The 25,438-nt window shown below is 38.8% G+C and carries 26 protein-coding genes and 3 tRNA genes; 14 read left to right on the plus strand and 15 right to left on the minus strand.

The annotated features are described in order from the left end of the window. Positions 1-18: 18 nt before the first annotated feature. Together trpD and AC1M9D_RS02885 are read right to left on the minus strand one after the other, a co-directional pair. Positions 19-1,065, minus strand: a complete 1,047-nt coding sequence (gene trpD / locus AC1M9D_RS02880; RefSeq protein ID WP_481594150.1) for an anthranilate phosphoribosyltransferase — start codon at positions 1,063-1,065, stop codon at positions 19-21. A 9-nt stretch (positions 1,066-1,074) separates the two neighbouring features. Further along, positions 1,075-1,659: an anthranilate synthase component II gene (locus tag AC1M9D_RS02885; protein ID WP_092765952.1), complete on the minus strand. Its 585-nt coding sequence runs from the start codon at positions 1,657-1,659 to the stop codon at positions 1,075-1,077. Between the two features lie 951 nt (positions 1,660-2,610). Here AC1M9D_RS02885 and glnA point away from each other — a divergent pair. After that, positions 2,611-4,026, plus strand: coding sequence for a type I glutamate--ammonia ligase (gene glnA / locus AC1M9D_RS02890; protein ID WP_481610727.1), 1,416 nt, complete (start codon positions 2,611-2,613; stop codon positions 4,024-4,026). A 96-nt stretch (positions 4,027-4,122) separates the two neighbouring features. Further along, positions 4,123-4,401, plus strand: a complete 279-nt coding sequence (locus tag AC1M9D_RS02895; protein WP_481610726.1) for a hypothetical protein — start codon at positions 4,123-4,125, stop codon at positions 4,399-4,401. A 102-nt stretch (positions 4,402-4,503) separates the two neighbouring features. Here AC1M9D_RS02895 and AC1M9D_RS02900 read toward each other — a convergent pair whose 3' ends face one another. Continuing rightward, a complete protein-coding gene (locus AC1M9D_RS02900; RefSeq protein WP_481610725.1) occupies positions 4,504-4,998 on the minus strand; it encodes a polysaccharide deacetylase family protein in 495 nt (164 codons plus the stop codon). Beyond that, a complete protein-coding gene (locus AC1M9D_RS02905) occupies positions 4,943-5,347 on the minus strand; it encodes a polysaccharide deacetylase family protein (protein ID WP_481611462.1) in 405 nt (134 codons plus the stop codon). The genes AC1M9D_RS02900 and AC1M9D_RS02905 overlap by 56 nt, the downstream gene beginning before the upstream one ends. A gap of 158 nt (positions 5,348-5,505) precedes the next feature. On the opposite strand from AC1M9D_RS02905, the gene AC1M9D_RS02910 reads away from it, so the two are divergent. From AC1M9D_RS02910 to AC1M9D_RS02925, 4 genes are all read left to right on the plus strand, one after another. Further along, the gene (locus AC1M9D_RS02910; protein WP_481610724.1) at positions 5,506-5,997 is read left to right on the plus strand and encodes a chorismate--pyruvate lyase family protein; all 492 of its coding nucleotides are present in this window, start codon (positions 5,506-5,508) and stop codon (positions 5,995-5,997) included. Between the two features lie 10 nt (positions 5,998-6,007). Beyond that, positions 6,008-6,886 (plus strand): 4-hydroxybenzoate octaprenyltransferase, encoded by an 879-nt coding sequence (ubiA, locus tag AC1M9D_RS02915; RefSeq protein WP_481610723.1) that lies wholly within the window; start codon positions 6,008-6,010, stop codon positions 6,884-6,886. 107 nt (positions 6,887-6,993) lie between these two features. After that, on the plus strand, positions 6,994-8,217 hold the full coding sequence (locus tag AC1M9D_RS02920; protein ID WP_481594153.1) for an alpha/beta hydrolase family protein: 1,224 nt from the start codon (positions 6,994-6,996) through the stop codon (positions 8,215-8,217). A gap of 112 nt (positions 8,218-8,329) precedes the next feature. Continuing rightward, a complete protein-coding gene (locus AC1M9D_RS02925) occupies positions 8,330-8,560 on the plus strand; it encodes a hypothetical protein (protein WP_481610722.1) in 231 nt (76 codons plus the stop codon). On the opposite strand, the gene AC1M9D_RS02930 is transcribed toward AC1M9D_RS02925, so the two are convergent. The 7 genes from AC1M9D_RS02930 to AC1M9D_RS02960 form a co-directional block, all read right to left on the minus strand. Beyond that, positions 8,561-9,013: a DUF2726 domain-containing protein gene (locus AC1M9D_RS02930; RefSeq protein ID WP_481591272.1), complete on the minus strand. Its 453-nt coding sequence runs from the start codon at positions 9,011-9,013 to the stop codon at positions 8,561-8,563. Positions 9,014-9,078: 65 nt separating this feature from the next. Then, positions 9,079-9,154 (minus strand) — tRNA-Asn (locus tag AC1M9D_RS02935). A 106-nt stretch (positions 9,155-9,260) separates the two neighbouring features. Next, positions 9,261-9,563, minus strand: a complete 303-nt coding sequence (locus AC1M9D_RS02940; protein WP_481610721.1) for a hypothetical protein — start codon at positions 9,561-9,563, stop codon at positions 9,261-9,263. Between the two features lie 95 nt (positions 9,564-9,658). Further along, positions 9,659-9,734: transfer RNA gene (locus AC1M9D_RS02945), tRNA-Asn, on the minus strand. A gap of 6 nt (positions 9,735-9,740) precedes the next feature. Then, positions 9,741-9,816 (minus strand) — tRNA-Asn (locus tag AC1M9D_RS02950). Between the two features lie 153 nt (positions 9,817-9,969). After that, a complete protein-coding gene (locus AC1M9D_RS02955) occupies positions 9,970-10,596 on the minus strand; it encodes a superoxide dismutase (protein ID WP_092765960.1) in 627 nt (208 codons plus the stop codon). Between the two features lie 161 nt (positions 10,597-10,757). Beyond that, on the minus strand, positions 10,758-11,516 hold the full coding sequence (locus tag AC1M9D_RS02960) for a Nif3-like dinuclear metal center hexameric protein (RefSeq protein WP_481611463.1): 759 nt from the start codon (positions 11,514-11,516) through the stop codon (positions 10,758-10,760). Between the two features lie 169 nt (positions 11,517-11,685). On the opposite strand from AC1M9D_RS02960, the gene AC1M9D_RS02965 reads away from it, so the two are divergent. Beyond that, complete coding sequence (locus tag AC1M9D_RS02965; protein ID WP_481611464.1) at positions 11,686-12,873, plus strand: trypsin-like peptidase domain-containing protein; 1,188 nt, start codon at positions 11,686-11,688, stop codon at positions 12,871-12,873. Positions 12,874-13,108: 235 nt separating this feature from the next. Here the strand turns inward: AC1M9D_RS02965 and AC1M9D_RS02970 are convergent, their stop codons facing one another. Continuing rightward, positions 13,109-14,113, minus strand: coding sequence for a Tim44 domain-containing protein (locus AC1M9D_RS02970; protein WP_481611465.1), 1,005 nt, complete (start codon positions 14,111-14,113; stop codon positions 13,109-13,111). A gap of 131 nt (positions 14,114-14,244) precedes the next feature. Further along, complete coding sequence (gene radA / locus AC1M9D_RS02975) at positions 14,245-15,633, minus strand: DNA repair protein RadA (protein ID WP_481611466.1); 1,389 nt, start codon at positions 15,631-15,633, stop codon at positions 14,245-14,247. Between the two features lie 186 nt (positions 15,634-15,819). Between radA and AC1M9D_RS02980 the strand changes: the two genes are divergently transcribed. After that, a complete protein-coding gene (locus AC1M9D_RS02980) occupies positions 15,820-16,218 on the plus strand; it encodes a hypothetical protein (RefSeq protein WP_481611467.1) in 399 nt (132 codons plus the stop codon). A 58-nt stretch (positions 16,219-16,276) separates the two neighbouring features. On the opposite strand, the gene AC1M9D_RS02985 is transcribed toward AC1M9D_RS02980, so the two are convergent. Further along, a complete protein-coding gene (locus AC1M9D_RS02985; protein ID WP_179998488.1) occupies positions 16,277-17,635 on the minus strand; it encodes an alanine/glycine:cation symporter family protein in 1,359 nt (452 codons plus the stop codon). Positions 17,636-17,957: 322 nt separating this feature from the next. On the opposite strand from AC1M9D_RS02985, the gene AC1M9D_RS02990 reads away from it, so the two are divergent. The 5 genes from AC1M9D_RS02990 (at position 17,958) to AC1M9D_RS03010 (ending at position 22,864) form a co-directional block, all read left to right on the plus strand. Beyond that, on the plus strand, positions 17,958-19,355 hold the full coding sequence (locus tag AC1M9D_RS02990) for an amino acid permease (protein WP_481611468.1): 1,398 nt from the start codon (positions 17,958-17,960) through the stop codon (positions 19,353-19,355). 139 nt (positions 19,356-19,494) lie between these two features. Then, on the plus strand, positions 19,495-19,689 hold the full coding sequence (gene lptM / locus AC1M9D_RS02995) for an LPS translocon maturation chaperone LptM (protein ID WP_035267033.1): 195 nt from the start codon (positions 19,495-19,497) through the stop codon (positions 19,687-19,689). Between the two features lie 46 nt (positions 19,690-19,735). Further along, positions 19,736-20,980, plus strand: coding sequence for a diaminopimelate decarboxylase (lysA, locus tag AC1M9D_RS03000; RefSeq protein ID WP_481588528.1), 1,245 nt, complete (start codon positions 19,736-19,738; stop codon positions 20,978-20,980). Positions 20,981-20,991: 11 nt separating this feature from the next. Next, the gene (dapF, locus tag AC1M9D_RS03005; protein ID WP_035267038.1) at positions 20,992-21,834 is read left to right on the plus strand and encodes a diaminopimelate epimerase; all 843 of its coding nucleotides are present in this window, start codon (positions 20,992-20,994) and stop codon (positions 21,832-21,834) included. A 112-nt stretch (positions 21,835-21,946) separates the two neighbouring features. Next, entirely contained in the window at positions 21,947-22,864 is a 918-nt protein-coding gene (locus AC1M9D_RS03010; RefSeq protein ID WP_481611469.1) for a tyrosine recombinase XerC, read from the plus strand. A gap of 60 nt (positions 22,865-22,924) precedes the next feature. Here the strand turns inward: AC1M9D_RS03010 and AC1M9D_RS03015 are convergent, their stop codons facing one another. Beyond that, the gene (locus AC1M9D_RS03015) at positions 22,925-24,595 is read right to left on the minus strand and encodes an amidase (RefSeq protein ID WP_481611470.1); all 1,671 of its coding nucleotides are present in this window, start codon (positions 24,593-24,595) and stop codon (positions 22,925-22,927) included. A gap of 336 nt (positions 24,596-24,931) precedes the next feature. On the opposite strand from AC1M9D_RS03015, the gene AC1M9D_RS03020 reads away from it, so the two are divergent. Beyond that, a complete protein-coding gene (locus AC1M9D_RS03020; RefSeq protein WP_035267044.1) occupies positions 24,932-25,306 on the plus strand; it encodes a hypothetical protein in 375 nt (124 codons plus the stop codon). The last annotated feature ends 132 nt before the right edge of the window (positions 25,307-25,438 follow it).

A 25,438-nucleotide genomic window follows, 5' to 3' on the forward strand; every position in this document is an offset into this window, starting at 1 on the left:
AAGAATGTCCTGACTTAATTAAGCTTCATAATGTTTTATTGTTTTTGTGAATTCAGAAAGCACATCCATCTTTTCAAGTGCCTGACCACCATAAATGATGTCATGTGCTAATGCCACACCTTGTTTATAGCTCGAAGTTAAACCTGAGACATAAATACCAGCACCAGCATTTAATGCAATCATACTGGCCGCTTTTTCACCTTTCGGTGATTTTTTCTTACCTAGTGCATCTTTGATCAGTGCTAAACTTTCAGCAGAGCTATCAACAGATAAATGCGTCAATGTTTGAGACTCAATCTCTACATCCTCAGGGAGGATTTCCCATTCAGTAATTTCACCATTTTTTAACTCAGCAACATAGGTGGATGAAGCAAGACTGATTTCATCTAGCCCATCTTTAGAGTGAACAACCATGACGTGCTCAGCACCAAGTTGCTTAAGAACTTCAGCAATAGGTCGACATAATTCTGTTGAGAACACGCCAATTACAAAGCGCTTTACACCAGCCGGATTCGTAAGCGGGCCAAGTAAGTTGAAAATGCTTCTGAAGCCCAATTCTTTACGAGGACCTGCTGCATACTTCATTGCTTTATGATGGTTTGGAGCAAAGAGAAAACCCACACCCAAATCGCGGATACAGCGTTCAGTCTGTGCCATATTTAGGTCGAGATTAATACCAGCTTGCTCTAATAGATCTGACGAGCCTGATTTTGATGACACACCTCGGCCACCGTGTTTGGCAATCGTTGCACCTGCCGCTGCAATCACAAAACTTGATGCAGTTGATACATTAAACAGGTTTTGTCCATCACCACCCGTGCCAACAATATCGACTAAGTATGGAAGATCACTGACATCAATCTTGATCGCATATTCACGCATCACACGTGCAGCAGCAGTAATTTCGTCAATACTTTCGCCTTTTAAACGCAACCCCATCATTAATGCACCGATTTGTGCATCAGTCGCTTCACCATCCATAATGGTGCGCATAACAGCTTCCATTTGAGGCTGTGTTAATCCAATATTTTTCGTAATGTTGTTTAATGCTTGTTGAATATTCATGTCTTGCTCTTACGCATAAATTTCTAAGAAGTTTTGGAAAATTTTGTGGCCATGTTGGCTGAGTATCGATTCTGGATGGAACTGAACACCTTCAACGGGAAGGGTTTTATGTTTCACACCCATAATTTCTTCCATAGAACCATCTTCTTCATTGGTCCAACACGTCACCTCTAAACATTCAGGCAAAGTCGCTTGATCAATGACTAAAGAATGATAGCGAGTCGCTGAGAATGGAGAGGGTAGATTGCTAAAGATCCCTTGATCAGAGTGGTACATGTCAGATAAACGCCCGTGCATGACTTTTTTTGCACGAACAATATCTCCACCAAATGCTTGCCCGATACTTTGGTGACCTAAGCACACCCCAAGCAGTGGAATCTTGCCTGAAAAGTGTTGAATCGCTGGGATTGAAATACCTGCCTCAGAGGGAGAGCAGGGACCAGGTCCAATGACGAGATATTTTGGTTGCCATCGCTCAATATCCTCCAAAGTCACGGCATCATTACGGACCACTTTTACTTCCTGATTTAACTCGCCAAAATATTGGACGATGTTGTAGGTAAAAGAGTCATAGTTGTCGATCATCAGAAGCATTTTAAGCTTAACCTCTTGAAATTTATAATTTAACTTAATTTAGCTTTGTTATTCAGGTTGATAAGATGCATCACAGAGTGTTGACTGCATCCTTGTCTAGTAACTCAAAGCGATTAAGTGGCAGTTATCATAGCAGATTCTTTTATCAGCGCAGGTTAAATTTTGGGGTTCAATACATCAGCAATATTGATCACTTAAATCAAATTAATGTGTGAATGAATGGTTCTAGGTGAAGAGCGCTAATAAATGAAATATTGATCTGAATCTAAAAGCTCATACGTGTTATTCATAAGTTTTTTAATCATTGTGTTTGATGAATAAGATTTGTTTTAAAAACAAACAAACAAAATGCAGTCAGTAAATTTATAATTTATAAGATTTAGTCTCGCAGTCGTTCACTTTTACATCATTTAGCGAAGATATTTAATTTTACTGAACTAATATGATGCACAAAATTTAGATTCATCATGGCTCGATGTGTATTAATAAAGTTATGATTGAGTTGGATTATTTGTCTTTCAAATAAAAATAAAATATTAAAAATTTTTATTTAATGATATATAAAACAATGTGTTAAACGCATGTGTCTGAAAATTTGATCCATTTTTCTAATTTATAAAAATTTATAAAATATATCGTTTGGTAAATTAGGTAATTAAATCCCTGAATAAACTTGACTTTAAGTTTAATAATTAAACGTTCATGCTCTGAGATGCACCATTTTGATACAGGTTGTAAATAAATATTTTTTATTGCGATGAACTGTGCCTGAATATGGTGCATTTAGTTTTAAGCACAGTATAATAGTCGCAAAGCAAAGTGAATAAAGCTGTTAATCTGATAAGGATTTCAAGATTTTAGCTTTGCTTTTAAAAGTTGGTACGGTAATTGCTTTAAAACTACCAACTACTAACACGCACTAAATGTGCAACAAAAAATCATCGGAGCAAAATGAGCATGGCGAACAAGGTCCTACAACTCATCCAAGAAAGTGGCGCAAAATGGGTAGACTTCCGTTTTACGGACACTAAGGGTAAAGAACAACATGTTACTTACCCAGCAGATACTATCGATGAAGATACTTTTGAAGATGGTAAAATGTTCGACGGTTCTTCAATTGCTGGTTGGAAAGGTATCGAAGCGTCTGACATGATCTTACGTCCAGATGCTGAAACAGGTTTTATCGACCCGTTTTTTGCAGAGCCAACTGTAGTGGTGACTTGTGATGTTATTGAGCCATCTACTGGTCAAGGTTATGACCGTGACCCACGTTCAATTGCTCGCCGTGCAGAAGAATATTTAAAATCTACTGGTATTGGTGATACTGCTTTCTTTGGTCCAGAACCAGAATTCTTCGTATTTGACGAAGTTAAATGGGACATCGATATGTCTGGTGCTCGCCATACATTAATCGCTGAAGAAGCTGCTTGGTCTACAGGTAATTCTTACGAATCAGGTAACTCAGGCCACCGTCCACGCGTTAAAGGTGGTTACTTCCCAGTGCCTCCAGTTGATTCTCACCACGATATGCGTGCAGAAATGTGTGCGAAAATTGAAGACATCATGGGGTCAGGTCGTGTAGAAGTACATCACCACGAAGTTGCATCTTGCCAATTAGAAATTGGTGTGAGCTTCAACACAATGGTTCGTAAAGCTGACGAAGTACAACAGTTTAAATATGCTGTTTGGAACGTTGCTCATCAATATGCTAAAACTGCAACGTTTATGCCTAAACCAATGGTTGGTGATAACGGTTCTGGTATGCACGTTCATATGTCAATTTCTAAAGACGGCAAGAACTTGTTTGCTGGTGATGAATATGCAGGCCTTTCAGAAATGGCATTGTATTTCATTGGCGGTATCATCAAGCACGCACGCTCATTGAATGCGATTACTAACCCTTCTACAAACTCGTATAAGCGTTTAGTGCCACATTATGAAGCGCCAATTATGCTTGCTTACTCAGCGCGTAACCGTTCGGCTTCTATCCGTATTCCATACGTTTCTAGCCCGAAAGGTAAACGTATTGAAGCACGTTTCCCAGATCCAATGATGAACCCGTACTTAGGTTTCGCTGCATTGTTAATGGCGGGTATCGACGGTATTCAAAACAAGATTCATCCAGGTGAAGCTTCAGACAAGAACTTGTATGATCTACCTCCTGAAGAAGAAGCAAAAATTCCTACAGTTGCACACAGCTTGGACATGGCTTTAGAAGCTCTTCAAGCGGATCACGATTACCTTCTTAAAGGTGGCGTATTCACTAAAGAAATGCTTGATGCTTACATTGAGCTTAAAACTGAAGAAGTTCGTCGTCTTAATACGACAACTCACCCAGTTGAATTTGATATGTACTACAGCCTCTAATTCGTTCACGAATTTCGCTGTAAAAAACCCGCGCATTGCGCGGGTTTTTTTGTGTTTTGAGTTAAAATAAATATAGTCTAATATGAGAAATATTTCATGGCAAAGCCACGTAAGAAGCACACGGGATTTTTTCCTTGGAATGATCCAAGTGATCACGAAAAAGGATTTAAGCTCAATTTTTCTGAAGTGACCTATTTGGAAGTTGGCAGAACCGTCGAAGGCTATAAACAGGCACAATTTCTTGAACTAAGAAATCCTGATTTGGCTTTACAATTTGATTATCCAAATGAATTTTATATCAGTGCCGAAGGTTTTATTTTAGTAAAAACAGCACAAGGTAAATTTGAAGTGATTGCAAAATCAGACAATGCTTGAATGTGTGAGTCTGCGCCTAAAAAATAAGATTTATTCCTTGTGATCATCCAAGTCATATTTGAGTGAGTTTTCACGCTCATAAGGTGCATCCTCAGCAGGATATCATAAACTTTCAATATCTTGGCTTTTGGCGATAGACCATATAACACTCTCCCCAGCGGGGATATTAGGGCTGAAATTCTGATATAGCGGATCAACATAAGCATCTGTTGCATTGATTATTGTCCACCCTTTGCTTTCTAAGGCTAAAATAATCTCGCCTAGAAACTGTCCATTAATCGCATTCGTGTGGAGTAACAATACATGCTGAGGAGAGCGTTGAAGGGTTTGCAATGCGAGTGAATCATAATATTCAGCTCGATCAAGAAGATGATCAATATAAGCACGCTTCAATCTTTTAATGTGTGACGTTTTTCCTGCTTTTAGATACGCTAGATATTTTTGATTATAAAACCAGTCACTTGCATCAATACTGACACCACCATGCTGGTAATGATTTTGTTTTAACCAGTTTTGGACTTGATCTCTTTTCGCAATATTATTACCTATCTTTGAGATAGGGATATCTAAAAATTTTCCTAAAGTTTTGTAAATCATAAAAAACCAATTCATTAATTTTAATGCTTTTGATGTAGTCTTTCGCCAAAACTTCAGGTTTATTTAAATTTTCGTGAAAAGCACTGTGATTGCCAACAATGTGTCCGTGTTTATCCCATTGACGTATTAAGTCTTTACCCGCATTGTCACCGATTTTGATGTAACTTGGGAAAATGATAGATTGAATATTTTTGTTTTTTAAATGCGCTAGTATTTGTTGATTAATGTGTGGAGCAGTAGGATCAATAGTTGGATTTAATCCATCATCAAAACTCAGTGCTAATTGACGAGCATGAGCTTGGGAAAGAAATAACAGTGATATAAATAAGTACAAGCTAAATTTAAGCATGTTGACTGAAGTTGTTTATGAATGAATATTTATAGCATTTTTTGGGAAGTGCAGTATGAAATGTGTGAGTGTGATGCCTTAAACTAGGCCATAGGTTTGGTGCATTAGTTCTAAAGCTTGGGTACACTTGAGTGTATAAAATAATGGTAGTCTGAAATATGCTTGAAAGCCGTCAATTTAATCATCAGGAAAAATTAATGTGTCCTGAGTTAAAAAAATGGTTGTACGCCTCAGGCTCACTTACCCAACAACTGACAGATTTGGCTGATGGAATATTTAAAGTTCAACGAATCCAAGAGCGATTTCAACGTTTAAACTTTAATGATGCTAGCTGGATGGGTGTATCACATCAGCATACTTCATGGGTTAGAGAGACTCATTTATTTGGTTCTGATTGCGAACCTTGGGTAAAAGCGAAATCTATTTTTCCAATTACCAGCCTTCAAAAAAAAGCACGTCTTTTTCAACATATTGGAAATCAGCCCATAGGTCGATTCCTGTTCCATCGCACAGAACCGCAATGCCAACGTCGCGTGATCTTACTTGAGGATGGATGGACTAGACAGAGCTGTTATACTTGGCATGGCTGTAAATTTATTGTCCAAGAAACATTTTTACCAGCATTTGAACGTTTTATAAAAACTCATTGAGCTAGACTTTATGGCAACCGCACAAGCAATCACCTGGCGCGAGCGTTTAAGCGCTTATTACTATTTATGTCGTTTCGATAAGCCAATTGGTACTGAGTTAGTCCTGTGGCCCACTTTATGGGCGCTATGGATTGCAGCTGGTGGAATACCTGATTTAGTGACACTGCTTGCCATCGTATGTGGCACTATATTTATGCGTGCAGCGGGATGTGCCATTAATGATTTTGCTGATCGTAAAGTGGATGCACACGTAGAAAGAACCAAAAATCGTCCATTAGCCACAGGTGTGATTTCGGCAAAAGAAGCAGTTTGGGTGTTTATCGTACTGGTTGCTGCAAGTGCTTGTACATTGTTTTTCCTGCCTATTGAAACTTTTTATTGTGCTTTAATTGGGCTGGTACTTGCTTTCATCTATCCATTTATGAAGCGCTATACGCATTTACCTCAAGTGGTACTGGGGATGGCATTCTCATGGGGAATACCGATGTCATTTACGGCAATGGGCAAGCCTTTGGATTGGACGTGTTGGCTACTTTATTTCGGTAATTTGGCTTGGACTGTGGCTTATGATACTCAATATGCAATTACGGATCGCGAATATGATTTAAAGATTGGGGTTAAGTCGACGGCTATTTTGTTTGGAAAAAATGATATTAAAATTATCAGTTTATTGCAGGCGATGAGTGTCATTTTAATTGGTGCTGCACTATGGCTTGAACATATACTTGTCCCTTTTGGATTAATCGCATTAGTGCTCGTGGTAGGTGATTTCATCTATCAATGGACCAAAACACGTGATAAAGATCCGCAATGGTGCTTCTGGGCATTTAGACATAACCGATGGGTAGGGGTGATGATCTTTATGGGTATTTTTATTGCATTCATATAAACTGAATATTAAGTAAAAATAAAGTTATTAAGCATCCTAGTCGGATGCTTTTTTTATGTTTAATTAAAAGTACTCATGGAGAGTGATAATAATGAAGGGAGAGAATGATGAAGTATGTGATTAAAAAAACAGTTATCGCAATGTACTGTACGGCAGCATTACTCTTAACGGCTTGTAATAGTGATGATGATAAAAATATTTTTCAAGAAAAAGTGTTTGTTGCTGAGAAAGCTTATCAAAAAGATAGTCTAGAGCAAGCTTCCAAAATCCAAATTATGACTTATTTAATGCCGAATGTTCTGGGTCAGAAAACTGAGGCTACAGCTATGGTCATGTTTCCTAAGACTGCTCAGCCAGCAGCAGGATGGCCAGTGGTGGTATGGGCACATGGAACAACTGGTGTTGGAGACGAATGTGCACCAAGCAATAATTTACTTAATTCGAATTTTGAAATTTTAGCGAACAGTCTTCTTAAAGAAGGTTATGTAATTGTAGCCCCTGATTATGAAGGTTTGGGAGTTAAAGGGATTCATCCTTATCTTCATCTATCTAGTGCTGCACAATCTGCGATTCATGCAATAAAGTCAGTTCACCAAGCATATCCATCACGATTAAATAAATCTTGGATGTCTGTCGGCCAATCCCAAGGTGGTCATGCATCATTAGGAATTGCACAATATGCCAATAATGATCCGTATTTCAAAGGGGCTGTAGCGACTGCTCCAGCATCCAGTTTGGGTTACATTATTACCCAAGTCGCACCAAATGCCATTTCAGCGATAGAAAGTCAAAATAGAGATTTGGCAATCGCTATTTATTCAGAGCTATTAGCTTATGCTGCTTATACAGGTGTAGGGATTAAAGCATATGAACCTAGATTTTCATTAGCAACGATATTCCAAGCTAGGTCTCAAGCTGTGGCAGAGAAAGCTGAGGGGTCGACTGGTGAAAATGGCATATGCTTGATGCCATTAATTGATGAGTTTAGAACAGATATTAAGACTTATTTGGAATCAAATTCAACACAAAAAGTAATGGACTATCCTGGGTTAAAGGTTGGCTTTGAAAATGATCCAGTGGTGAGTAGTTTTTTAAGTAATAATCAGCCTGGAACTCAAAAACTCATGAAACCAGTTTATGTGGTTCAAGGTGAAAATGACACCGCTGTGCCATATCAAGTAACACAACAATTAGTAAATCAGTTAAATGGCTTGGGGACTCAACCTCCAGTTGTATTAGATATTGTGGCAGGAGCATCGCATACACAAGCGATTGTTGAGAAAAATGAAGAGGTTATTGATTTTATTAAATCGTATTTACCGGTGCGCTAAACGTGACTATGTCAGCTAGGGTGTTGCATCCTGGTTGACACTTAAAGCTAAAGTTTTTTCTATGACTTTATTCTGTTATATTGCCTCGGACTCAATAACACAGGTTTTGTTGATGACTTCATCAAAAAAGAAATTCACCACTAAATTTATTTTATTGGCAAGTCTTGGTCCCCTTATCCCGTTGCTTATCATTGCGATCGCTTTTTTTGCAGTAAAGAGTGATGCAAAAAACAAAGCTGAGTACGATCGTTTACGTGCAGAACAGGCCGCGCGAATTGAAGCTAGAGAAAAACAAGAGCAACTTGAGCAGAATGTTTCATCTGTTGCAGAGCCTTTGAATTAATTATTTTTTAGCAAGAATGTCTTTTCTGAGACTTTGAATACTTGGGATATCGTTATAGCGAAATACTCGATATCCTGCTTCATAAAACATTTGATCGCGTTCAGCATCTTCTTGTTCCTTACCAAGATGACTTGGATCATCGAGTTCGATAATGGCGATAACTTTAAGCTGATCATCCAGTAAGACAAAGTCAGTCACTTTTCGATTAAATTTAGCTCGAATCTTTAGACTAGGGTTTGTGATTAAAGCGCTAAAAGCGACTTGAGCAAGCACATGGTATTGCGGAAAACTCTCTTTTAATCTAAAAAACATTTTACTTTCAAATGCGGTAATAATGCGTTTTGGGTAAAAGCGTTGTGGCTTTTTAAATAATTGTTGAAAGATAATGGTGAGCAGGGCAAGGGTTGCAATAACACCAATAATTAAGAAAGTAATTTGACTGGATTGAAACACAGGAATTCGTAAATAAAAGCACATATAAGAAAAAACCCACTCGATTGAGTGGGTTTTTAGAATCTTGGCTCTCCAACCTGGGCTCGAACCAGGGACCTGCGGATTAACAGTCCGTCGCTCTACCGACTGAGCTATTGGAGAATCTGGTACGCATTCTATGAGTCAAATGAAGAGAGGTCAAGCCTTAACATTGAAAAATATTAGAAATATGAATCAATTGATTTAAATTTAATCTAAGTGAAACGATCTATAGCTTTTTTAATAAATGGACATACTCTGCTTTGCTTTTCAGTGGGTTCGCTTTACGACATAAACTCATGAGTTCCATCATGGTCTGTTGTGATGATTCCACATTTAACTCATTTTGAATTTTTTTGATCAGGAGTGCGTGTTCAGAGGATAATTCCGAAGTACAGTGATACAAACGTTCATACATAAGTGTAGGGGCTACTTTATTATGTTCAGATTTCTGAGTGCATTGAAATATAAAGATGAGACTGCCAACAAGTAGAGACCAGAAAATCAGTGATTTAAGCCAAGATGTATTCATTTTTAGACTTTTTTAGAAAATTAGAATAATTCTATAGCAAATCAAAAATTTAGGCATAAAAAACCCAAGTCATTATGCTTGGGTTTTTGGAATCTTGGCTCTCCCACCTGGGCTCGAACCAGGGACCTGCGGATTAACAGTCCGTCGCTCTACCGACTGAGCTATGGGAGATTAGATTGGCTCTCCAACCTGGGCTCGAACCAGGGACCTGCGGATTAACAGTCCGTCGCTCTACCGACTGAGCTATTGGAGAATCTGATGCGCATTTTAGGGTTGAAATTACTAGTCGTCAACCAATTATTGTAAAGAAATGAATAGTTTGATTTATTAATACTCAAATTGATGTAAATAACAAAAAAACCATCCTAAAAGGATGGTTTTTTAAACCTAATAAGACGGTTAAATCTTATTTTTCTACGCCAGCTTCTTGACCAGCATATTTTGCGTTAGCGTAATCCCAGTTCACTAAGCTTTCTAAGAAAGTAGAAATATACTTAGGACGAGCGTTACGGAAGTCGATGTAGTAAGCATGTTCCCAAACATCGATCGTTAATACAGCAACTTTACCGTGAGCAAGTGGAGTATCAGCATTTGAAGTTTTCATAATAGAAAGTTTACCATTTACTTCATCAGCAACTAACCAAGCCCAACCTGAACCGAATTGAGTTGTAGCAGCAGCAGCAAATTCTTCAGCAAATTTTTCGTAAGAACCGAAAGCTTCGTCAATTTTAGCAGCTAAAGCACCAGTCGCTTTACCACCACCATTTTTAGCCATACAATTCCAGTAGAATGTGTGGTTCCAAACTTGTGCTGCGTTGTTGAAGATACCCGCTTTAGAAGCATCACCAGCAGAAGCTTTGATGATTTCTTCAAGCGTTTTACCTTCAAGATCAGTACCTGCAATAAGGTTGTTTAAATTAACAACATAAGTATTGTGGTGTTTGTCGTGGTGGTATTCTAAAGTTTCTTTGCTGATGTGTGGAGCAAGATCTTCGTAACCGTACGGAAGAGCTGGTAAAGTAATCGTTGTCATGTTTTAAGTTCCTTGCATTGTGCTGGGTTTTACATCGAAGTGCACTTATTGTAATAGATTCTCACCATATTTTGCGCATTACTTATAAATAAGAATACAGAATAAAGCGTGAATTAATACGTATAAGCTCACTCCAATTTAAAACGCGTGGTTAAATCAATTTAAATAGGATTATTGAGTTCAACGTAATGATATTCAAGACCAAATTGTTCACAAATTGCTTGACCTAGTCGTTGAACACCATAACGTTCAGTCGCATGATGTCCACATGCGTAATAATGCACATCTAATTCTAAAGCTTGATAAAAGGTACGCTCACTAACTTCACCTGAAATATAAGCATCGCAATTTTGTTCGGCAGCTTTAGTGATAAAGTCTTGAGCACCGCCAGTACAAAATCCAACTTTTTGAATGCTTGGTTTATCAGCCATTAAATGTATCGCATCATAATTAAGTTGTTGTGAAACAAAAGCTTTGAACTCATCTGGTGTCATTGCATTTTTTAAATAGCCGATATTTCCAATGGGATGACGTTCATTCGGATCAAGTGCTTCAAGTTGATCAAGATGAAGTAAATCCGCTATCGCAGCATTATTTCCCAAGGTAGGGTGGCTATCTAGAGGTAAATGATAAGCTAATAATGAAATATCATGTTGAATGAGTGATTTAATACGTTTGCCACGCATTCCTGTAATCGGAGATGGCTCACCTTTCCAAAAATAGCCATGGTGAACCAATAAAACATCAGCTTGCAGCTCGATTGCAGCATCAATGGCTGATTGAGAAGCCGATACAGCGCAAACAATTCGCTTTACTTCTGTTTTGCCTTCGATTTGCAGACCATTGGGAGCGTAATCTTTAAATTCATTGGCTTTTAGAGTCTGATCACACCATTGGATAATGTCGTTTAGCTTTGCCATAATGTTCTTAAGTCTGTGAAAATATAAAGATCAAAGCATATTTTTAATATTAACTAAAGCCGAACAAAACTATTTTCACAATTTTAGGTATATAAATTTTTTTTGATTACAATATGCTGTCATAAATACTTTTCTCATCAATAAATTAAAATTCTCAGAGGATATTAAAGTGCGCCGGTCCTTTACATGGTTACCATGGGTGTTACTCATTATTGTCATTATTAGTTTTGTCACGTGGCAAAAGCTAAATCAACCAAAGCCTCAAATAGCAGCTGATGGATATAAAATGCCAGCTGAAAAAGTAGAACCTTTGGTGGATACGACGCGTTCTGGGGGAGTGGTTTCATACAATGCTGCGGTAAAGGTTGCAGCACCTGCAGTCGTCAATATTTTTACAACACAAACTGTTAAAAAAATTGATCATCCGATTCTAAATGATCCTGTTTTTAGAGAATTTTTTGGTGGTCAATTACCAGAACGTTTTGGACAAGGACCAAATGAAAATAGTTTGGGTTCAGGGGTGATTGTTCGACCTGATGGTTATATTCTGACTAATAATCATGTGATTGCACAGGCTGATCAGATTATTGTGGCGTTGTATGATGGTCGTCGAGCAGAAGCCAAAGTGATTGGAACAGATCCTGACACTGATTTAGCAGTCATTAAAATCGAAATGGACAAACTACCAGTGCTTCCTTTCAAACTGAGTGGAAACGAGGTTGGAGATGTTGTACTCGCAATTGGTAATCCATTTGGCGTGGGGCAAACAGTCACGCAAGGGATCATTTCTGCGACAGAGCGTTCGGGATTGGGTATAAATTTCTATGAAGATTTCATTCAAACCGATGCTGCTATTAATCCAGGAAACTCTGGGGGGGCACTCATTGATGTTGCGGGTAATTTGATTGGGATTAATACCGCAATATTCTCGCAATCGGGTGGTTCTTTGGGAATTGGTTTTGCTATTCCTGCTAAAGTCTGTCAGCAAGTTCTGAATTCAATATTAAAAGAAGGCAGAGTGATTCGTGGGTGGCTAGGTATTGGTTTGGCGAATCCAGCGCAACTCGATGTATTACAACCTCGTGAGAAGGGGGTAATTGTGAGCAGCGTCTATGAGTCTGGTCCTGCAGATAAAGCTAAGATTAAAGTCGGTGATCGGATCATGAAAGTAAATGATCAGGAGATCAATAATCCATCACAATTGATTAATTATGTTGCGATGCAATCACCGAATACCTCTGCAAAAATTGAGATTTTACGTGAAGGTAAGAGCATCAATACTGAAGTGGTTATTGGTGAACGACCAGCTGAAACCAGCGATCGTAATAGCCAGTATATTCCATTACCTCGTCGTTAAATTAACAAGCCCCAGTAATATGGGGCTTTTTTATAATTCTTAGATTCTATAATGTTTCAAACCTTTGAATGGATCTGAATAAATCTGCTACTTAGTAATTAAATGCGGTCATGCATTCTTAAGTGACGGTGAGATAGGGTTTTAACACATGCAGAATTGAATTCACTCAACAGTGATTAAACAGTATACGAAACAAAAAAAGCCAGTGGTTCACTGGCTTTTTAAGAGAATAAAATTAGCTTTCCTGTTGAATACCCGCAACCAACCAATCTTGACTAGAACCCGCTGGTTTAACGAAATGCCAGACTTCAGCAAACGGTTGTGGAAGGCTGTTTAAGTCTTCACTTACCGTACCCGTGAAACGAACGCTAACAACGTATTGACCATTTTCAGTTGCAGAATCAACAACCATAGCATTCAGATTTGAAAACTCAGCTACGTCTTGATCTTGGTTAGCCATGATATCATTATACATCGATTGATAAAGATCAGGCGTCAAATAACGTTGAATCTCAGCAATATTACTTGCCGTATTCATCGATTGAATATGGTTGAAGCGTTGGCGTGCAATGCGTAAGAAAGCAGCTGGTTCAGTTCCGTCAGGTAGCTGACTTCCACTAGACATTGTTGCTGCACCAAAAGGAGCTTGTGGTGCTTGACCAAATGGGGCTTGAGATGCAGCTGTACCACCGCCCACAGATTGACCAAAAATATTGGTATTGTCATTAGACACTGAAGGGCGAGGTGCAGCAGTTTGACCAAACGGTGCAGATTGAGGACCTGAACTGTTTGGTGCATATGGGTTGTTAGCCGCTAATTTTTTTTTTGCTCCGAATTTACGGAAGATGAAGAACGCAGCAGCAGCAATAATCAACAACCAAACCCAACTTGGGATACCACCTTCTTCCTCAGGTTGTGCAGCAACTTCTGCTTGACTCGCTGGAACAGTATCATCATCTGCTAAAGCATTTGCTGCGACTGCACCAATTGCAGCACCAGCAACACCAGCAGCGACCATACCACCCACACCAGGACCAGACTTTTGAGGCGCAGTCGCTGGAGCAGCAGGTTGTTGGGCAGGAGTAGCTTGACGTGGTTGCTGATATGATTGGGTTGGAGCAGCAGAACGGCTCATACCATGGCTTTTACCACCACCAGCACGTTTTGCTTCTGCAAAAGGCGCTACCATGAGTGTCGCCATTAAAATACCCGCAACTAAACTACGCTGTCGAACTTCCATCTAAAATTCCTATTTTAAAAAGTTAATTTCACACTGTATTTATGCAGTCTTTTGGCTTAAATTTCAACTTAAACCTCAATTTTTTTCAGTATTCATACACGGTGTATAGTTAAATAAATTGATCAGCTGAATTAATGTTCATCCGCTAAGCTCATCGCTTCAGTTAAAGCTTCATGTAGACGGGCAACGGCGATAATGCGAACACCAGGAATATCCTTTTGTGGTGCATTCGCTCTAGGGACTATAATATATTTAAACCCGTGCTTAATTGCTTCCTTCAACCGTTCCTGCCCGTTAGGTACGGGACGAATCTCTCCCGATAATCCCACTTCGCCAAATACAGCCAATTGCTGAGGGAGTGCTTTTGCTCTCAAACTTGAAGCACAGGCCAATAAGACGGCGAGATCTGAACCTGTTTCAGTAATTTTTAAGCCACCAACAACATTCACATATACGTCTTGACCAGAAGTTTGAACACCACCATGTCGGTGCATGACGGCGAGTAGCATATTCAAACGGTTTTGCTCAAGACCTAATGCAACACGGCGAGGTTGACCATGTGCGTCATCTACTAGGGCTTGCACTTCAACTAAGAGTGGACGTGTGCCTTCTCGACTAATCATGACGATAGAACCAGGAATCGCTTCATCATATCGGCTAAGAAAGATGGCTGAGGGATTGGCAACCTCTCTAAGCCCTTTATCGGTCATCCCAAATACACCGAGTTCATTGACTGCACCAAAACGATTTTTAACAGCTCGAATCATTCGATAACGTGAATCAGATTGACCTTCAAAATAAAGTACGCAATCGACCATGTGTTCTAAAACACGAGGGCCAGCCAATGCACCTTCTTTGGTCACATGACCCACAATAAATAAAGCTGTTCCGCTGTTCTTCGCAAAGCGTGTCAAAAGGGCTGCAGATTCTCGAATTTGAGAAACGCCGCCTGGTGCAGACTGTAAGGTTTCAGTGTATAAAGTTTGAATCGAGTCTAAGATCGCGACAGCAGGTTGTTCATGCGCTAATACTTCGCAAATACGCTCTACGCACGTCTCAGCCATCACTTTTAATTGATCAGTTGGAAGATCCAAACGATTGGCACGTAATGCAACTTGAGATAAAGATTCCTCGCCCGTGACATATAGGGCGGAACTTTTCGCGGCAGCCATATGGGTTGCCGTCTGCAAAAGAATTGTTGATTTACCAATACCAGGGTCACCACCGATTAGTACAACAGAACCAGTGACAAGCCCTCCACCTAAAACGCGATCAAATTCTCCAATCCCTGTTGCTAAACGTGTTTCGTGAGAGACTGACACTTGATTCAGTGTAGTGATAGATGCTGATTGACCAGCATAGCCACCTGCTATTTTGGGATTTGCACGATGCGTAATCGCAGGGGCAATGGTGACTTCAACTAAACTGTTCCATTCTCCGCATTCTGAGCATTGGCCTGCCCATTTAGGATGATCTGCACCACATTGTTCACAGCGATATACACTTTTTGCTTTAGCCATAACTTGATATAGGTTTTTTGATTTTCTATATGCTGAGCATACTGAGTAAAAGTCTTGAAAACAAAAAATATTGATCAAATTTTGAAACAATAAGACAAGTCATGACGTGTGCTGAAGTGAGATATTGAATTAAAGCAATCATGAATTGATTTATACTCATATTAAGAATCGACTGAGTTATTTGATATGCGTTTGTACGCTCAACATATTGATGCCATTGCACGCGAAATACAGCGTGATGCGCTGTTTATTCATTTTGAGAACTATACTGATGATCAGAATGATGAAGAAAGTATTCGTGATCATGTGATTGCGTGGCTTGAACAACATGAAATTAAATTTGAGCCATGTTTAGGTTTGTCTGGTGAGGATGAAATTGAGAGCTATCTGGGTGACCTGTATCTAGATATTCCTTTTGATGAGCAAAATATGCAGTATCAGCGGGTTAAAAATTATTTTGAAGATGAACAAGGCAATATGAAAATTGAACATGTTCTATTTTTTGTATTGAGCTTAGAGGTTGCGGAAGAAATTGCAAAGGATCAAGAGGAAAAACAAAATTTGAATGAGCAGAAATTTTCGTGAAAAGATAAAAAAGCCTCATCAATGAGGCTTTTTTATTGGTTTGATTCTATTAATTTGTTTAATAAAGCTCACCAGATTTTCGTCGTTCAATAAAGTCTTTAGATTCTTTTGCAATAACTCCAGAAAGTAATAATAAGGCAATTAAGTTTGGTGCTGCCATTAAACCATTGAAGGTGTCTGCGAAAAGCCAAACTAAATCAAGTGTGACGACACAGCCTACAAATACCGAAGCAATATAAATGAGACGATAGATAAATACTGACTTTTCACCCAGTAAATAGGTGCAACATTTTTCACCGTAATAACTCCAACCTAAAATAGTTGAATAAGCAAAAAAGATGATTCCGAACGTAACAACCCAGCCCCCAAATCCTGGTAGTAATTTGTCAAAAACACTAATGGTCAAAACAGCCCCAGTTTGATCACCAAATGTTTGTCCTGCCATGATGAAACCCATAACAAGAACAATACCCGTAATTGAGCACACAATAATCGTATCAATGAATGTACCTGTCATTGAAACTAGGCCTTGACGGGCAGGGTGATCAGTTTTAGCTGCTGCCGCTGCAATTGGAGCAGAGCCCATACCTGCTTCGTTTGAAAATACACCACGGGCAACACCGTAACGAATCGCTGCACCGATGGCTCCACCTGCTGCTGCCTCGCCTGTAAAAGCATAGGTGATAATCATTTTAAGAGCTGGTAATACCAATTCTAAATTATTCAAAATAATAATTAAGCCGCCGATGATATAACCCAAGGCCATGACAGGAACAATAATTGAGGATGCTTTCGAAATAGATTTGATGCCACCTAAAATCACCAAAGCAGATAAAATCGTAATAATGATGGCAGTGGTGAGCGTGCTTATACCCAAACTATTTTCTACTGCTAATGCCACTGTGTTTGATTGAACTGAGCTACCAATACCAAAGGATGCCAATGTACCAAATAATGCGAAGAGGACAGCGAGCCACTTCCATTTTGCACCAAGTCCTCGTTCAATGTAGTACATTGGACCACCAGACATTTCACCTTTTTCATTTTTTACACGATATTTGACTGCCAGAACACCTTCACCGTATTTGGTTGCCATACCGAAAAATGCAGTCATCCACATCCAGAAGACAGCACCTGGACCACCCAACACACAAGCTGTCGCTACCCCTGCGATGTTACCTGTACCAATCGTGGCTGAAAGTGCAGTCATGAGTGAGGCAAACTGTGAGATATCTCCCGAGTCTTTTTTATCGGGGTGTTTCCCAAACACTTGTTTGAATGCTAATGGAAGCATCCTGAATTGCCAAAAAAGTAGACGGAATGTTAAGAAAACACCTGTCCCAACAATCAGCACCAGCATATAAGGTCCCCAGACTAAGCCGCTGAGTGTTTCCATGATTGATTGTATTTCTTGCATAAATTACCTTCTTATTTTCCTGATTGTTTTTTACATGCATGATCAAGCAAGGGATATGCCATACTTTTGTGCGATCAAACACATCATTCCTTTTGATTATTTTTTGCACTTATATTTTTTACATATAACAACAAGATTTTCAATATTTTACTCAAAATAAGATAAATAAATGTGATGAATAAATGATCATTCTAGCGATATATAAGAAAAATGAATTAATACTTTAAACTAATTAGAAAATATTGATCGTGCTAATTTTCTTTTTGAAATCTGATTTTTTTCAGTTAAGTTGTGCCGATTAATATATTTGGTGAATTTGAAAATGTCAGATCAAAATATAAATTCGCCTCAGCAAAATGGTGAATTACAACGAAGTCTATCCAATCGACATTTGCAGTTAATTGCAATTGGAGGCGCAATTGGAACAGGTTTGTTCATGGGCTCTGGGAAAACAATTAGCCTAGCTGGTCCTTCAATCCTTGTAATTTACATGATCATCGGTTTCATGGTTTTTTTAGTGATGCGAGCACTAGGCGAATTGTTGCTTTCAAATTTGCAATATAAGTCTTTTATTGATTTCGCCACGGATTTAATTGGACCATGGGCAGGTTACTTTGTGGGCTGGACCTACTGGCTGTGTTGGATCACCATTGGTATTGCAGATTTATCGGCGATCATTTATTACCTTCAGTTCTTCAATAATGGGATGCCTTTTAGCCCTGAAGAAGGGGTAATGATTAGCATCGCTGCAATCGTATTTATCATGGGATTGAATCTTGTTACGGTGAAACTGTTTGGTGAATTAGAATTCTGGTTTGCTTTAATCAAGATTATCGCAATTGTGGTTTTAATTGGCGTTGGCTTTTGGATGATATTTACAGGTTTCACTTCTACATCAGGTGAAATCGCAGCATTCAGTAATATTTGGTCACACGGCGGGATCTTCCCAACAGGTGCAATCGGTTTCTTGGCAGGCTTCCAAATCGCAATTTTTGCTTTTGTGGGTGTAGAACTGGTGGGTACAACCGCAGCTGAAACTAAAGATCCTGAAACGAATTTGCCGAAAGCTGTCAATTCGATTCCTATTCGAATCATTATTTTCTATGTTTTATCGTTGCTGGTGGTGATGTCGGTTACACCATGGAATACGATTGATCCGAATATTTCCCCATTTGTAAACTTGTTTAGTCAAGCAGGTATTGCAGCCGCTGCTATTATTATGAATTTGGTTGTATTGTCTTCAGTGATGTCATCGATGAACAGTGGCGTATTCTCAACCAGCCGCATGCTGTTTGGCTTATCGCGCGAAACTCAAGCACCTGAAGCGTTTGGAAGACTGAATAAGCGAGCTGTGCCAGCGAATGCCTTGTATTTCTCAGCAGTATGTTTGTTACTAGGGGCAGCACTGCAATACTTCGTACCGAATACGGTGGAAGCATTTACTTTAGCGACAACACTTTCCACCATTTTATTTATTTGTGTATGGTTGATGATCATTTGGAGTTATGTGGTCTATTACAAAACACGCCCAGAACTTCATGCCAAATCGAAATTTAAACTACCAGGTGGATTGGTGACATGTGCGATTGTTGCTATATTCTTTATTGGTATGATTGGAGTATTGGCTTTAGAAGATGATACTCGCCGTGCATTGATGGTGAGCCCGATTTGGTTTGTTATTCTGATCATTGGTTATTTTGGTTTTTATAATAAAAAATAAAAACTTATAAATGATTTGCAATTTAGGTCAAAAGAAACGTCAGTAAAAACTGGCGTTTTTTTATTTCTGTTGCGTTAAATACTTTGGTGAATTAGATGATCAAGGTATACTTCTATAAATTTTACTGATAGGTGTAGGTATGCGTATTTTGATCGGAGTTATCAGTGCAGCCGTTGTTTCAATTTTGGCTGGATGTGGTCAGACTGGTGCATTACAACTACCCAGTGATCCAAACTATGACAAGCGAGCACAATATTTAATTTATAAAAACAGTGATCGCCCAAGTCAGGATCAAGCTGAACCTAAAGCAGATGCTGTACCTACTCAAGATTAATATTCATTTATTTTTTTCTCCAGCGCAATTTAGAAAGGATACATCCATGAGTTTCCCTCGCATTCAAGGGGTTTTGCACGCAGAACAATGTTCATTGGATCAACTTGCTCAGCAATTTGGTACACCACTTTATGTTTATTCAAAAGCAACTTTTGAAAAACATTATTTGGATATGGATCGTGCTTTTAATTTTATCGATCACCAAATTTGTTTTGCAGTGAAGTCAAACTCAAATATCGCTGTTCTAAATGTGTTGGCGAAACTTGGTTGCGGGTTTGATATCGTGACTGGTGGTGAATTAGCACGTGTTTTACGCGCAGGTGGTGACGCTTCTAAAATAGTCTTCTCTGGTTTGGGCAAGTCTGAAGCTGACATTCGTCAAGCATTAGAAGTGGGTATTGCTTGTTTTAATGTGGAATCATATGCAGAGCTTGACCGTATTCAAAAAGTTGCAGCAGAACTTAATGTAAAAGCTCCAATTTCACTTCGGGTAAATCCAGATGTTGATGCCAAAACACATCCATATATCTCGACTGGTCTTAAAGAAAATAAATTTGGTATTCCTTCTGATTCGGTATATGAAACTTATCAGTATGCAGCAAGTTTAAGTCACTTAGATATCGTAGGAATTGATTGTCATATTGGTTCACAATTGACTGAAACTCAACCTTTTGTTGATGCACTTGATCGTGTCATGAACATGATTGAAGCATTGAAAAAATTAGGGATCAACCTCAAACATATTGATATTGGTGGTGGTCTTGGTGTGACTTATAAAGATGAAGTTCCACCGACAGTTGAAGAATATGCAAATGCTTTACGTCCTGCATTAGAAAAACTTGGTCTTAAAGTGTATATGGAGCCAGGGCGTAGTATTTCGGCGAATGCTGGCGTATTGGTGACGAAAGTTGATCTTTTAAAGCCAACCAATCATCGCAATTTTGCAATTGTTGATGCAGCAATGAATGACTTGATTCGTCCTTCTTTGTACGAAGCTTGGATGGATATCCAAGAGGTTAATCAAAATTCGCAAACTGAGAAAAAAGTTTGGGATGTGGTTGGTGCGATCTGTGAAACAGGTGACTTCCTCGGTAAAGAGCGTGAACTTGCGATTCAAGCGAACGATCATTTGGCCGTTTTAGGTGCAGGTGCTTATGGTTTTGTGATGAGTTCAAATTACAACAGCCGAGGTCGTGCAGCAGAGGTGATGGTTGACGGTGATCAAGCACACTTAATTCGTCAACGTGAAACGATTGAGTCTCTGTGGGAACGTGAGTCCTTATTGCCTTAAGGAGACAATAGATGTTGCTAGAATTTACTAAAATGCATGGTCTGGGTAATGACTTCATGGTGGTTGATTTAATCAGCCAACGTGCTTATCTAGATCCTGTCATGATTCGCCGTTTGGCTGACCGTAATTTTGGCATCGGTTTTGATCAGTTATTAATTGTTGAAACACCAGATCATCCGAACGTTGATTTCAAATATCGCATTTTTAATGCGGATGGTTCTGAGGTTGAGCAATGTGGCAATGGGGTTCGTTGTTTTGCCAAATTTGTTCATGATCGTCATTTAACCAATAAAACTAAATTCAAAGTGCAAACAAAGGCGGGGATCGTCGAGCCTGAGTTGGGTGCGAATGGATGGGTGCGTGTGAACATGGGGTATCCGAAGTTCTTACCGAACCAAATCCCATTTCTAGCAGAAGCGCCTGCTGCTTTATATGATTTAGCTTTAGCGGACAATGAGACGATCAGCATTGATGTGGTTAATATGGGAAATCCGCATGCAGTGACCATTGTGCCAGACGTGTTAACTGCTGATGTTGCTAAAATAGGCCCTCAAGTGGAATCTCACGAACGTTTTCCTGAGCGTGTAAATGCTGGATTTATGCAGATTGTTGATGAAAAACATGCTCGATTACGAGTTTTTGAACGTGGTGTGGGAGAAACATTAGCTTGTGGTACAGGTGCATGTGCTGCTGCTGTCTCAGGTATGCGCCGTGGTTTATTGTCTAGCAATGTGGAAATCGAACTTGCCGGCGGTAAATTGCTGATTGAATGGAAAGAGGGAGATGTGGTTTGGATGACTGGTCCAACTGCAACGGTTTATGAAGGTCGTTTGGATCTACGTTATTTTCAATAAAACTTATTTCCTGACTAAAAAGCCCTGAAATTCAGGGCTTTTTACTTTATGATTTGTTGGAATGCCCACGAGTATTGATGATTAGACATCGATTCAATAGAGAGAAAGCCAAATGCAATATGGCGCAATGCAATTGCTGTCAATGTGGTTGAAAGAGAGAAAGATTCAAAATCAATCTGAGCATACGCTTGAGGCGTATTTCCGTGATGTGTCTGGTTTTATTGACTTTTGTTATGAAAAGAAAATTGAATTAAATCAGGTTGAAGCATCTGATTTACGAGAATATATGGCTTATAAGGTTGAACAACATCAACTCAATAGTGCAAGCTTACAACGTCATTTAACAGCCATTCGTCAATTCATGAAATGGGCTGTGGAAGGGAAATATCTATCGAATAATCCCATTCATGATTTTAAGTTAAAAAGACAGCCAAGGCCTTTGCCGGGTATGGTTGATGTCGAAACGATTCAGCAAATTTTGGATCAACCTGCACCTGAATCCTCTCAAGATCATCTCTTGTGGTTAAGAGATAAAGCTATTTTGGAGCTGCTTTATTCAAGTGGTTTACGATTAGCCGAAGTACAAGGATTGAATATTCGAGATATCGATTTTACACGACAATTACTTCGAATTACGGGTAAGGGAAATAAAACTCGGGTTGTTCCTTTTGGTTTGAAAGCGAAAACAGGTTTAATTGAATGGCTCAAAGTCCATCGTATCTGGTGTGGGGAAATTGAGTTAGATTCCCCAGTTTTTATTACTAAAAAAGGGAATCGATTGACCAATCGACAGATTGAAAATCGAGTCAAATTGCAAGCACAGAGAGCGGGCGTAAATGTGGATTTACATCCTCACTTATTGCGACACTGTTTTGCTAGTCATCTGCTTTCAAACAGTGGTGATTTACGAGCAGTTCAAGAAATGCTAGGTCATAGTAATCTATCTACGACACAAATTTATACTCAGTTAGATTTTGATCGTTTGGCTCAAGTCTACGATAAAGCTCACCCTAGAGCCCAAAAATCTTAATCCTCAGTATTAAGTATATTGAATATACTTAATACTGTACTGAATGATAAAGTTATCTGTTTAAAGTGCTGGTGTGTGTATAGGTATCATACGTGCGGGATTCACTTTTTGGAATGCGACTGCGATTTCAAATAAAGTCGGCTCATCAAATTCACGAGCAATAAACTCGATGTTAACATTCATAGGATAACTACTGCGACTTGAGTTCACTGATTTAGCAGGCATAGATAATGCAGGAAAACCACTAAACGGACTTAGGCGATTATTGGTACCTGTGGTCGGGCTACTTCCTAAATTGCCAGCAAACCCAGTAATAGAAGGGTAGGCTAAAGCGTCGTATTGTACGCCTTTACGAGTACCATCTAGTTCAACATTATTTAAAGCACTATTCATGCGTAAGCGCACGAATGGACTTCTTTCAGTGGTGTTGCGCTCATAATTCTCAATATATGAAGCACTTGTTGGATCAGAATTATAGCCGCTGAAGTTACGGATCATTAGTCCACTAGCGAGTAAATCTTCATACGATTGGTAAATACTTCTTGTGGTCTTTAAATACTCTGTAAGTGATATTTTAAATTCAGCACTTGAAAGACTCGAATAACGTGTCAAAATTGTATTTAGATCGCTTATTGTAACTATTTCTACAGTTGCTCCAGCCTCTTCAAGTTTAGTAATTGCGTTATCCATTGCTTCTTTAACGAGATTGTAGTCTTCTTTCTGTTGAGTGGTTGAACCTTCGGAAGGGTAAAGTGCTTGTAATATACCAATACGCTTTCCTACAAGACTTACAGTGTCATGAGGAACGTAGCTATTCGGTTGATTAATCAATTCGCGGTAAGCAGACTCTGATTTTAGAAGAGGAGAAGTACGCGCAAATTCACTGCGTTGATTTGAACTTAATGAGCTATCGAATCCGATCATTGCATCCATTAATTTTGCACAGTCAATAGCTTGTCTACACATTGGTCCAGCAGTATCTTGAGTTGGTGCCAGTGGAATAATTCCATCTTGGCTCAAAAGACGTAAAGAAGGTCGTAAACCGACAAGACCCTGTACTGATGAAGGCACACGAATTGACCCTCCCGTATCAGTTCCTATTCCCACCATTGCAAAACTTGCAGATATGGCAGCGCCAGTTCCTGATGATGAACCACCTGGGCCTTTACTTAAGTCATACACATTTTTAGTTTGATCACCTAGAGTTGATTTTCCACCAAAGCCGAAAGCGAACTCATCAAGATTGGCTTTCCCTAAAATAATTCCGCCATTTTCTTTGATATTTTTTATGATATAGGCATCATCATGTGGAAAATTATCTTTTAATGCTACAGAACCTGCTGTGTTCGCCATATCTACAGCATCAATATTGTCTTTAGCGAGTACAGTGACACAGTGAAGAGGTCCTGAAAGTTTCGAATTTTTTGCAAATTGTTGGTCGAGCACTTCTGCTTCTTTAAGTGCATTTGGGTTTAAAGAAATAATGCTATTGAGCTCTGGACCTTGTCGATCGTAAGCTGATATACGATTTAAATATCCTTGCACAACATCAACACAAGATGAACCTTTGCTTAAAATCGAGTTATGCAAATCAGTAATGGTTGCTTCTACAGGATTAAATGGGACAGGAGGCGGCGTGTTAGAATTATTTGTGCTACTTTCATTGTCACCACAGGCTGTTAAGAAAGTTGCTATCGTGACAACAAGCAGAGTTTTTTGAAATGTGATCATGTGCATTCCCCAGATTAAGTTTAAACTGGTTAAGCAATGAATGTGCCACTCTAAAAATGAATGAAATTTACAGTTTTATGCTCCAGAAAATAGCTAATAACCATTGATATAAATAAAATGCTTTAATTTAATGCGAATAAAATAATTTGAAAAATAATGTATTGTTGGGATTGAGCTTTTGAAAGCTGCGCTTTTAAAAATAATTTTCCCTTAAACTTTAGCTTAAATTTTTCGAATTGATTTTTTTTAATACGATTTTTAAGGTATAACTTTAATAGATGGATTTAAGTTGTATACAAATTAAAAAATATTTTGCAGGAATGATTAGGTCAAGCCATGATTGACAATATTGATCAAAAGTATCAGCAACTCTCTTCAGCACAAAAAGACATCTTTGCAGGTTATGGTTTACGTCAGGTGAAACATTTTGTGGAAATCAATCTCCCGACGATAGAAGCCGCTTTACCTAACAATGCCTATGTGCAGGGTATTAATACTGAAGGAAAAATCCAAGCGATTGATCCAGTAGCATCTAAGACTTATTTGTGGATTTCTGATCAGCAATGGCAAGAAAGACCTATTGCAGATCAAGGAGTTGATTTGAAAGAAGACTTTATTGAAGTTTGGAAAATTTTTGAACTAGAACAATATCCTATTATTGAATTGAGTCACGTCCATCGTGATTACTTGGCGGCGCTCAATCAAGTTTGAAAAAAATCATTTAAAAAACAGGGCTAATAATTTTAGTTCTGTTACTTTGTAGAAAATTAAATTTACCTGTTTCCAACAACTCAATACATAAAGATAAAAATATTGATTAAATAATAATCAATTTTGTTTCAT

The sequence above is a fragment of the Acinetobacter sp. ANC_7682 genome (assembly GCF_056779795.1).

Bases quoted from the DNA above. Each gene is read 5' to 3' on its own strand.
- AC1M9D_RS02895 (WP_481610726.1), top strand. From the start codon at position 4,123: ATGGCAAAGCCACGTAAGAAGCACACGGGATTTTTTCCTTGGAATGAT.
- dapF (WP_035267038.1), top strand. From the start codon at position 20,992: ATGTTGCTAGAATTTACTAAAATGCATGGTCTGGGTAATGACTTCATG.
- AC1M9D_RS03010 (WP_481611469.1), top strand. From the start codon at position 21,947: ATGCAATATGGCGCAATGCAATTGCTGTCAATGTGGTTGAAAGAGAGA.
- AC1M9D_RS02925 (WP_481610722.1), top strand. From the start codon at position 8,330: ATGACTTCATCAAAAAAGAAATTCACCACTAAATTTATTTTATTGGCA.
- ubiA (WP_481610723.1), top strand. From the start codon at position 6,008: ATGGCAACCGCACAAGCAATCACCTGGCGCGAGCGTTTAAGCGCTTAT.
- glnA (WP_481610727.1), top strand. From the start codon at position 2,611: ATGAGCATGGCGAACAAGGTCCTACAACTCATCCAAGAAAGTGGCGCA.
- AC1M9D_RS02980 (WP_481611467.1), top strand. From the start codon at position 15,820: ATGCGTTTGTACGCTCAACATATTGATGCCATTGCACGCGAAATACAG.
- AC1M9D_RS02955 (WP_092765960.1), bottom strand. From the start codon at position 10,596: ATGACAACGATTACTTTACCAGCTCTTCCGTACGGTTACGAAGATCTT.
- AC1M9D_RS02885 (WP_092765952.1), bottom strand. From the start codon at position 1,659: ATGCTTCTGATGATCGACAACTATGACTCTTTTACCTACAACATCGTC.
- AC1M9D_RS02990 (WP_481611468.1), top strand. From the start codon at position 17,958: ATGTCAGATCAAAATATAAATTCGCCTCAGCAAAATGGTGAATTACAA.
- AC1M9D_RS02985 (WP_179998488.1), bottom strand. From the start codon at position 17,635: ATGCAAGAAATACAATCAATCATGGAAACACTCAGCGGCTTAGTCTGG.
- AC1M9D_RS02910 (WP_481610724.1), top strand. From the start codon at position 5,506: ATGCTTGAAAGCCGTCAATTTAATCATCAGGAAAAATTAATGTGTCCT.
- radA (WP_481611466.1), bottom strand. From the start codon at position 15,633: ATGGCTAAAGCAAAAAGTGTATATCGCTGTGAACAATGTGGTGCAGAT.
- AC1M9D_RS02920 (WP_481594153.1), top strand. From the start codon at position 6,994: ATGAAGTATGTGATTAAAAAAACAGTTATCGCAATGTACTGTACGGCA.
- AC1M9D_RS02970 (WP_481611465.1), bottom strand. From the start codon at position 14,113: ATGGAAGTTCGACAGCGTAGTTTAGTTGCGGGTATTTTAATGGCGACA.
- trpD (WP_481594150.1), bottom strand. From the start codon at position 1,065: ATGAATATTCAACAAGCATTAAACAACATTACGAAAAATATTGGATTA.
- AC1M9D_RS02905 (WP_481611462.1), bottom strand. From the start codon at position 5,347: ATGCTTAAATTTAGCTTGTACTTATTTATATCACTGTTATTTCTTTCC.
- AC1M9D_RS03015 (WP_481611470.1), bottom strand. From the start codon at position 24,595: ATGATCACATTTCAAAAAACTCTGCTTGTTGTCACGATAGCAACTTTC.
- AC1M9D_RS03020 (WP_035267044.1), top strand. From the start codon at position 24,932: ATGATTGACAATATTGATCAAAAGTATCAGCAACTCTCTTCAGCACAA.
- AC1M9D_RS02940 (WP_481610721.1), bottom strand. From the start codon at position 9,563: ATGAATACATCTTGGCTTAAATCACTGATTTTCTGGTCTCTACTTGTT.
- AC1M9D_RS02900 (WP_481610725.1), bottom strand. From the start codon at position 4,998: ATGATTTACAAAACTTTAGGAAAATTTTTAGATATCCCTATCTCAAAG.
- lysA (WP_481588528.1), top strand. From the start codon at position 19,736: ATGAGTTTCCCTCGCATTCAAGGGGTTTTGCACGCAGAACAATGTTCA.
- lptM (WP_035267033.1), top strand. From the start codon at position 19,495: ATGCGTATTTTGATCGGAGTTATCAGTGCAGCCGTTGTTTCAATTTTG.
- AC1M9D_RS02960 (WP_481611463.1), bottom strand. From the start codon at position 11,516: ATGGCAAAGCTAAACGACATTATCCAATGGTGTGATCAGACTCTAAAA.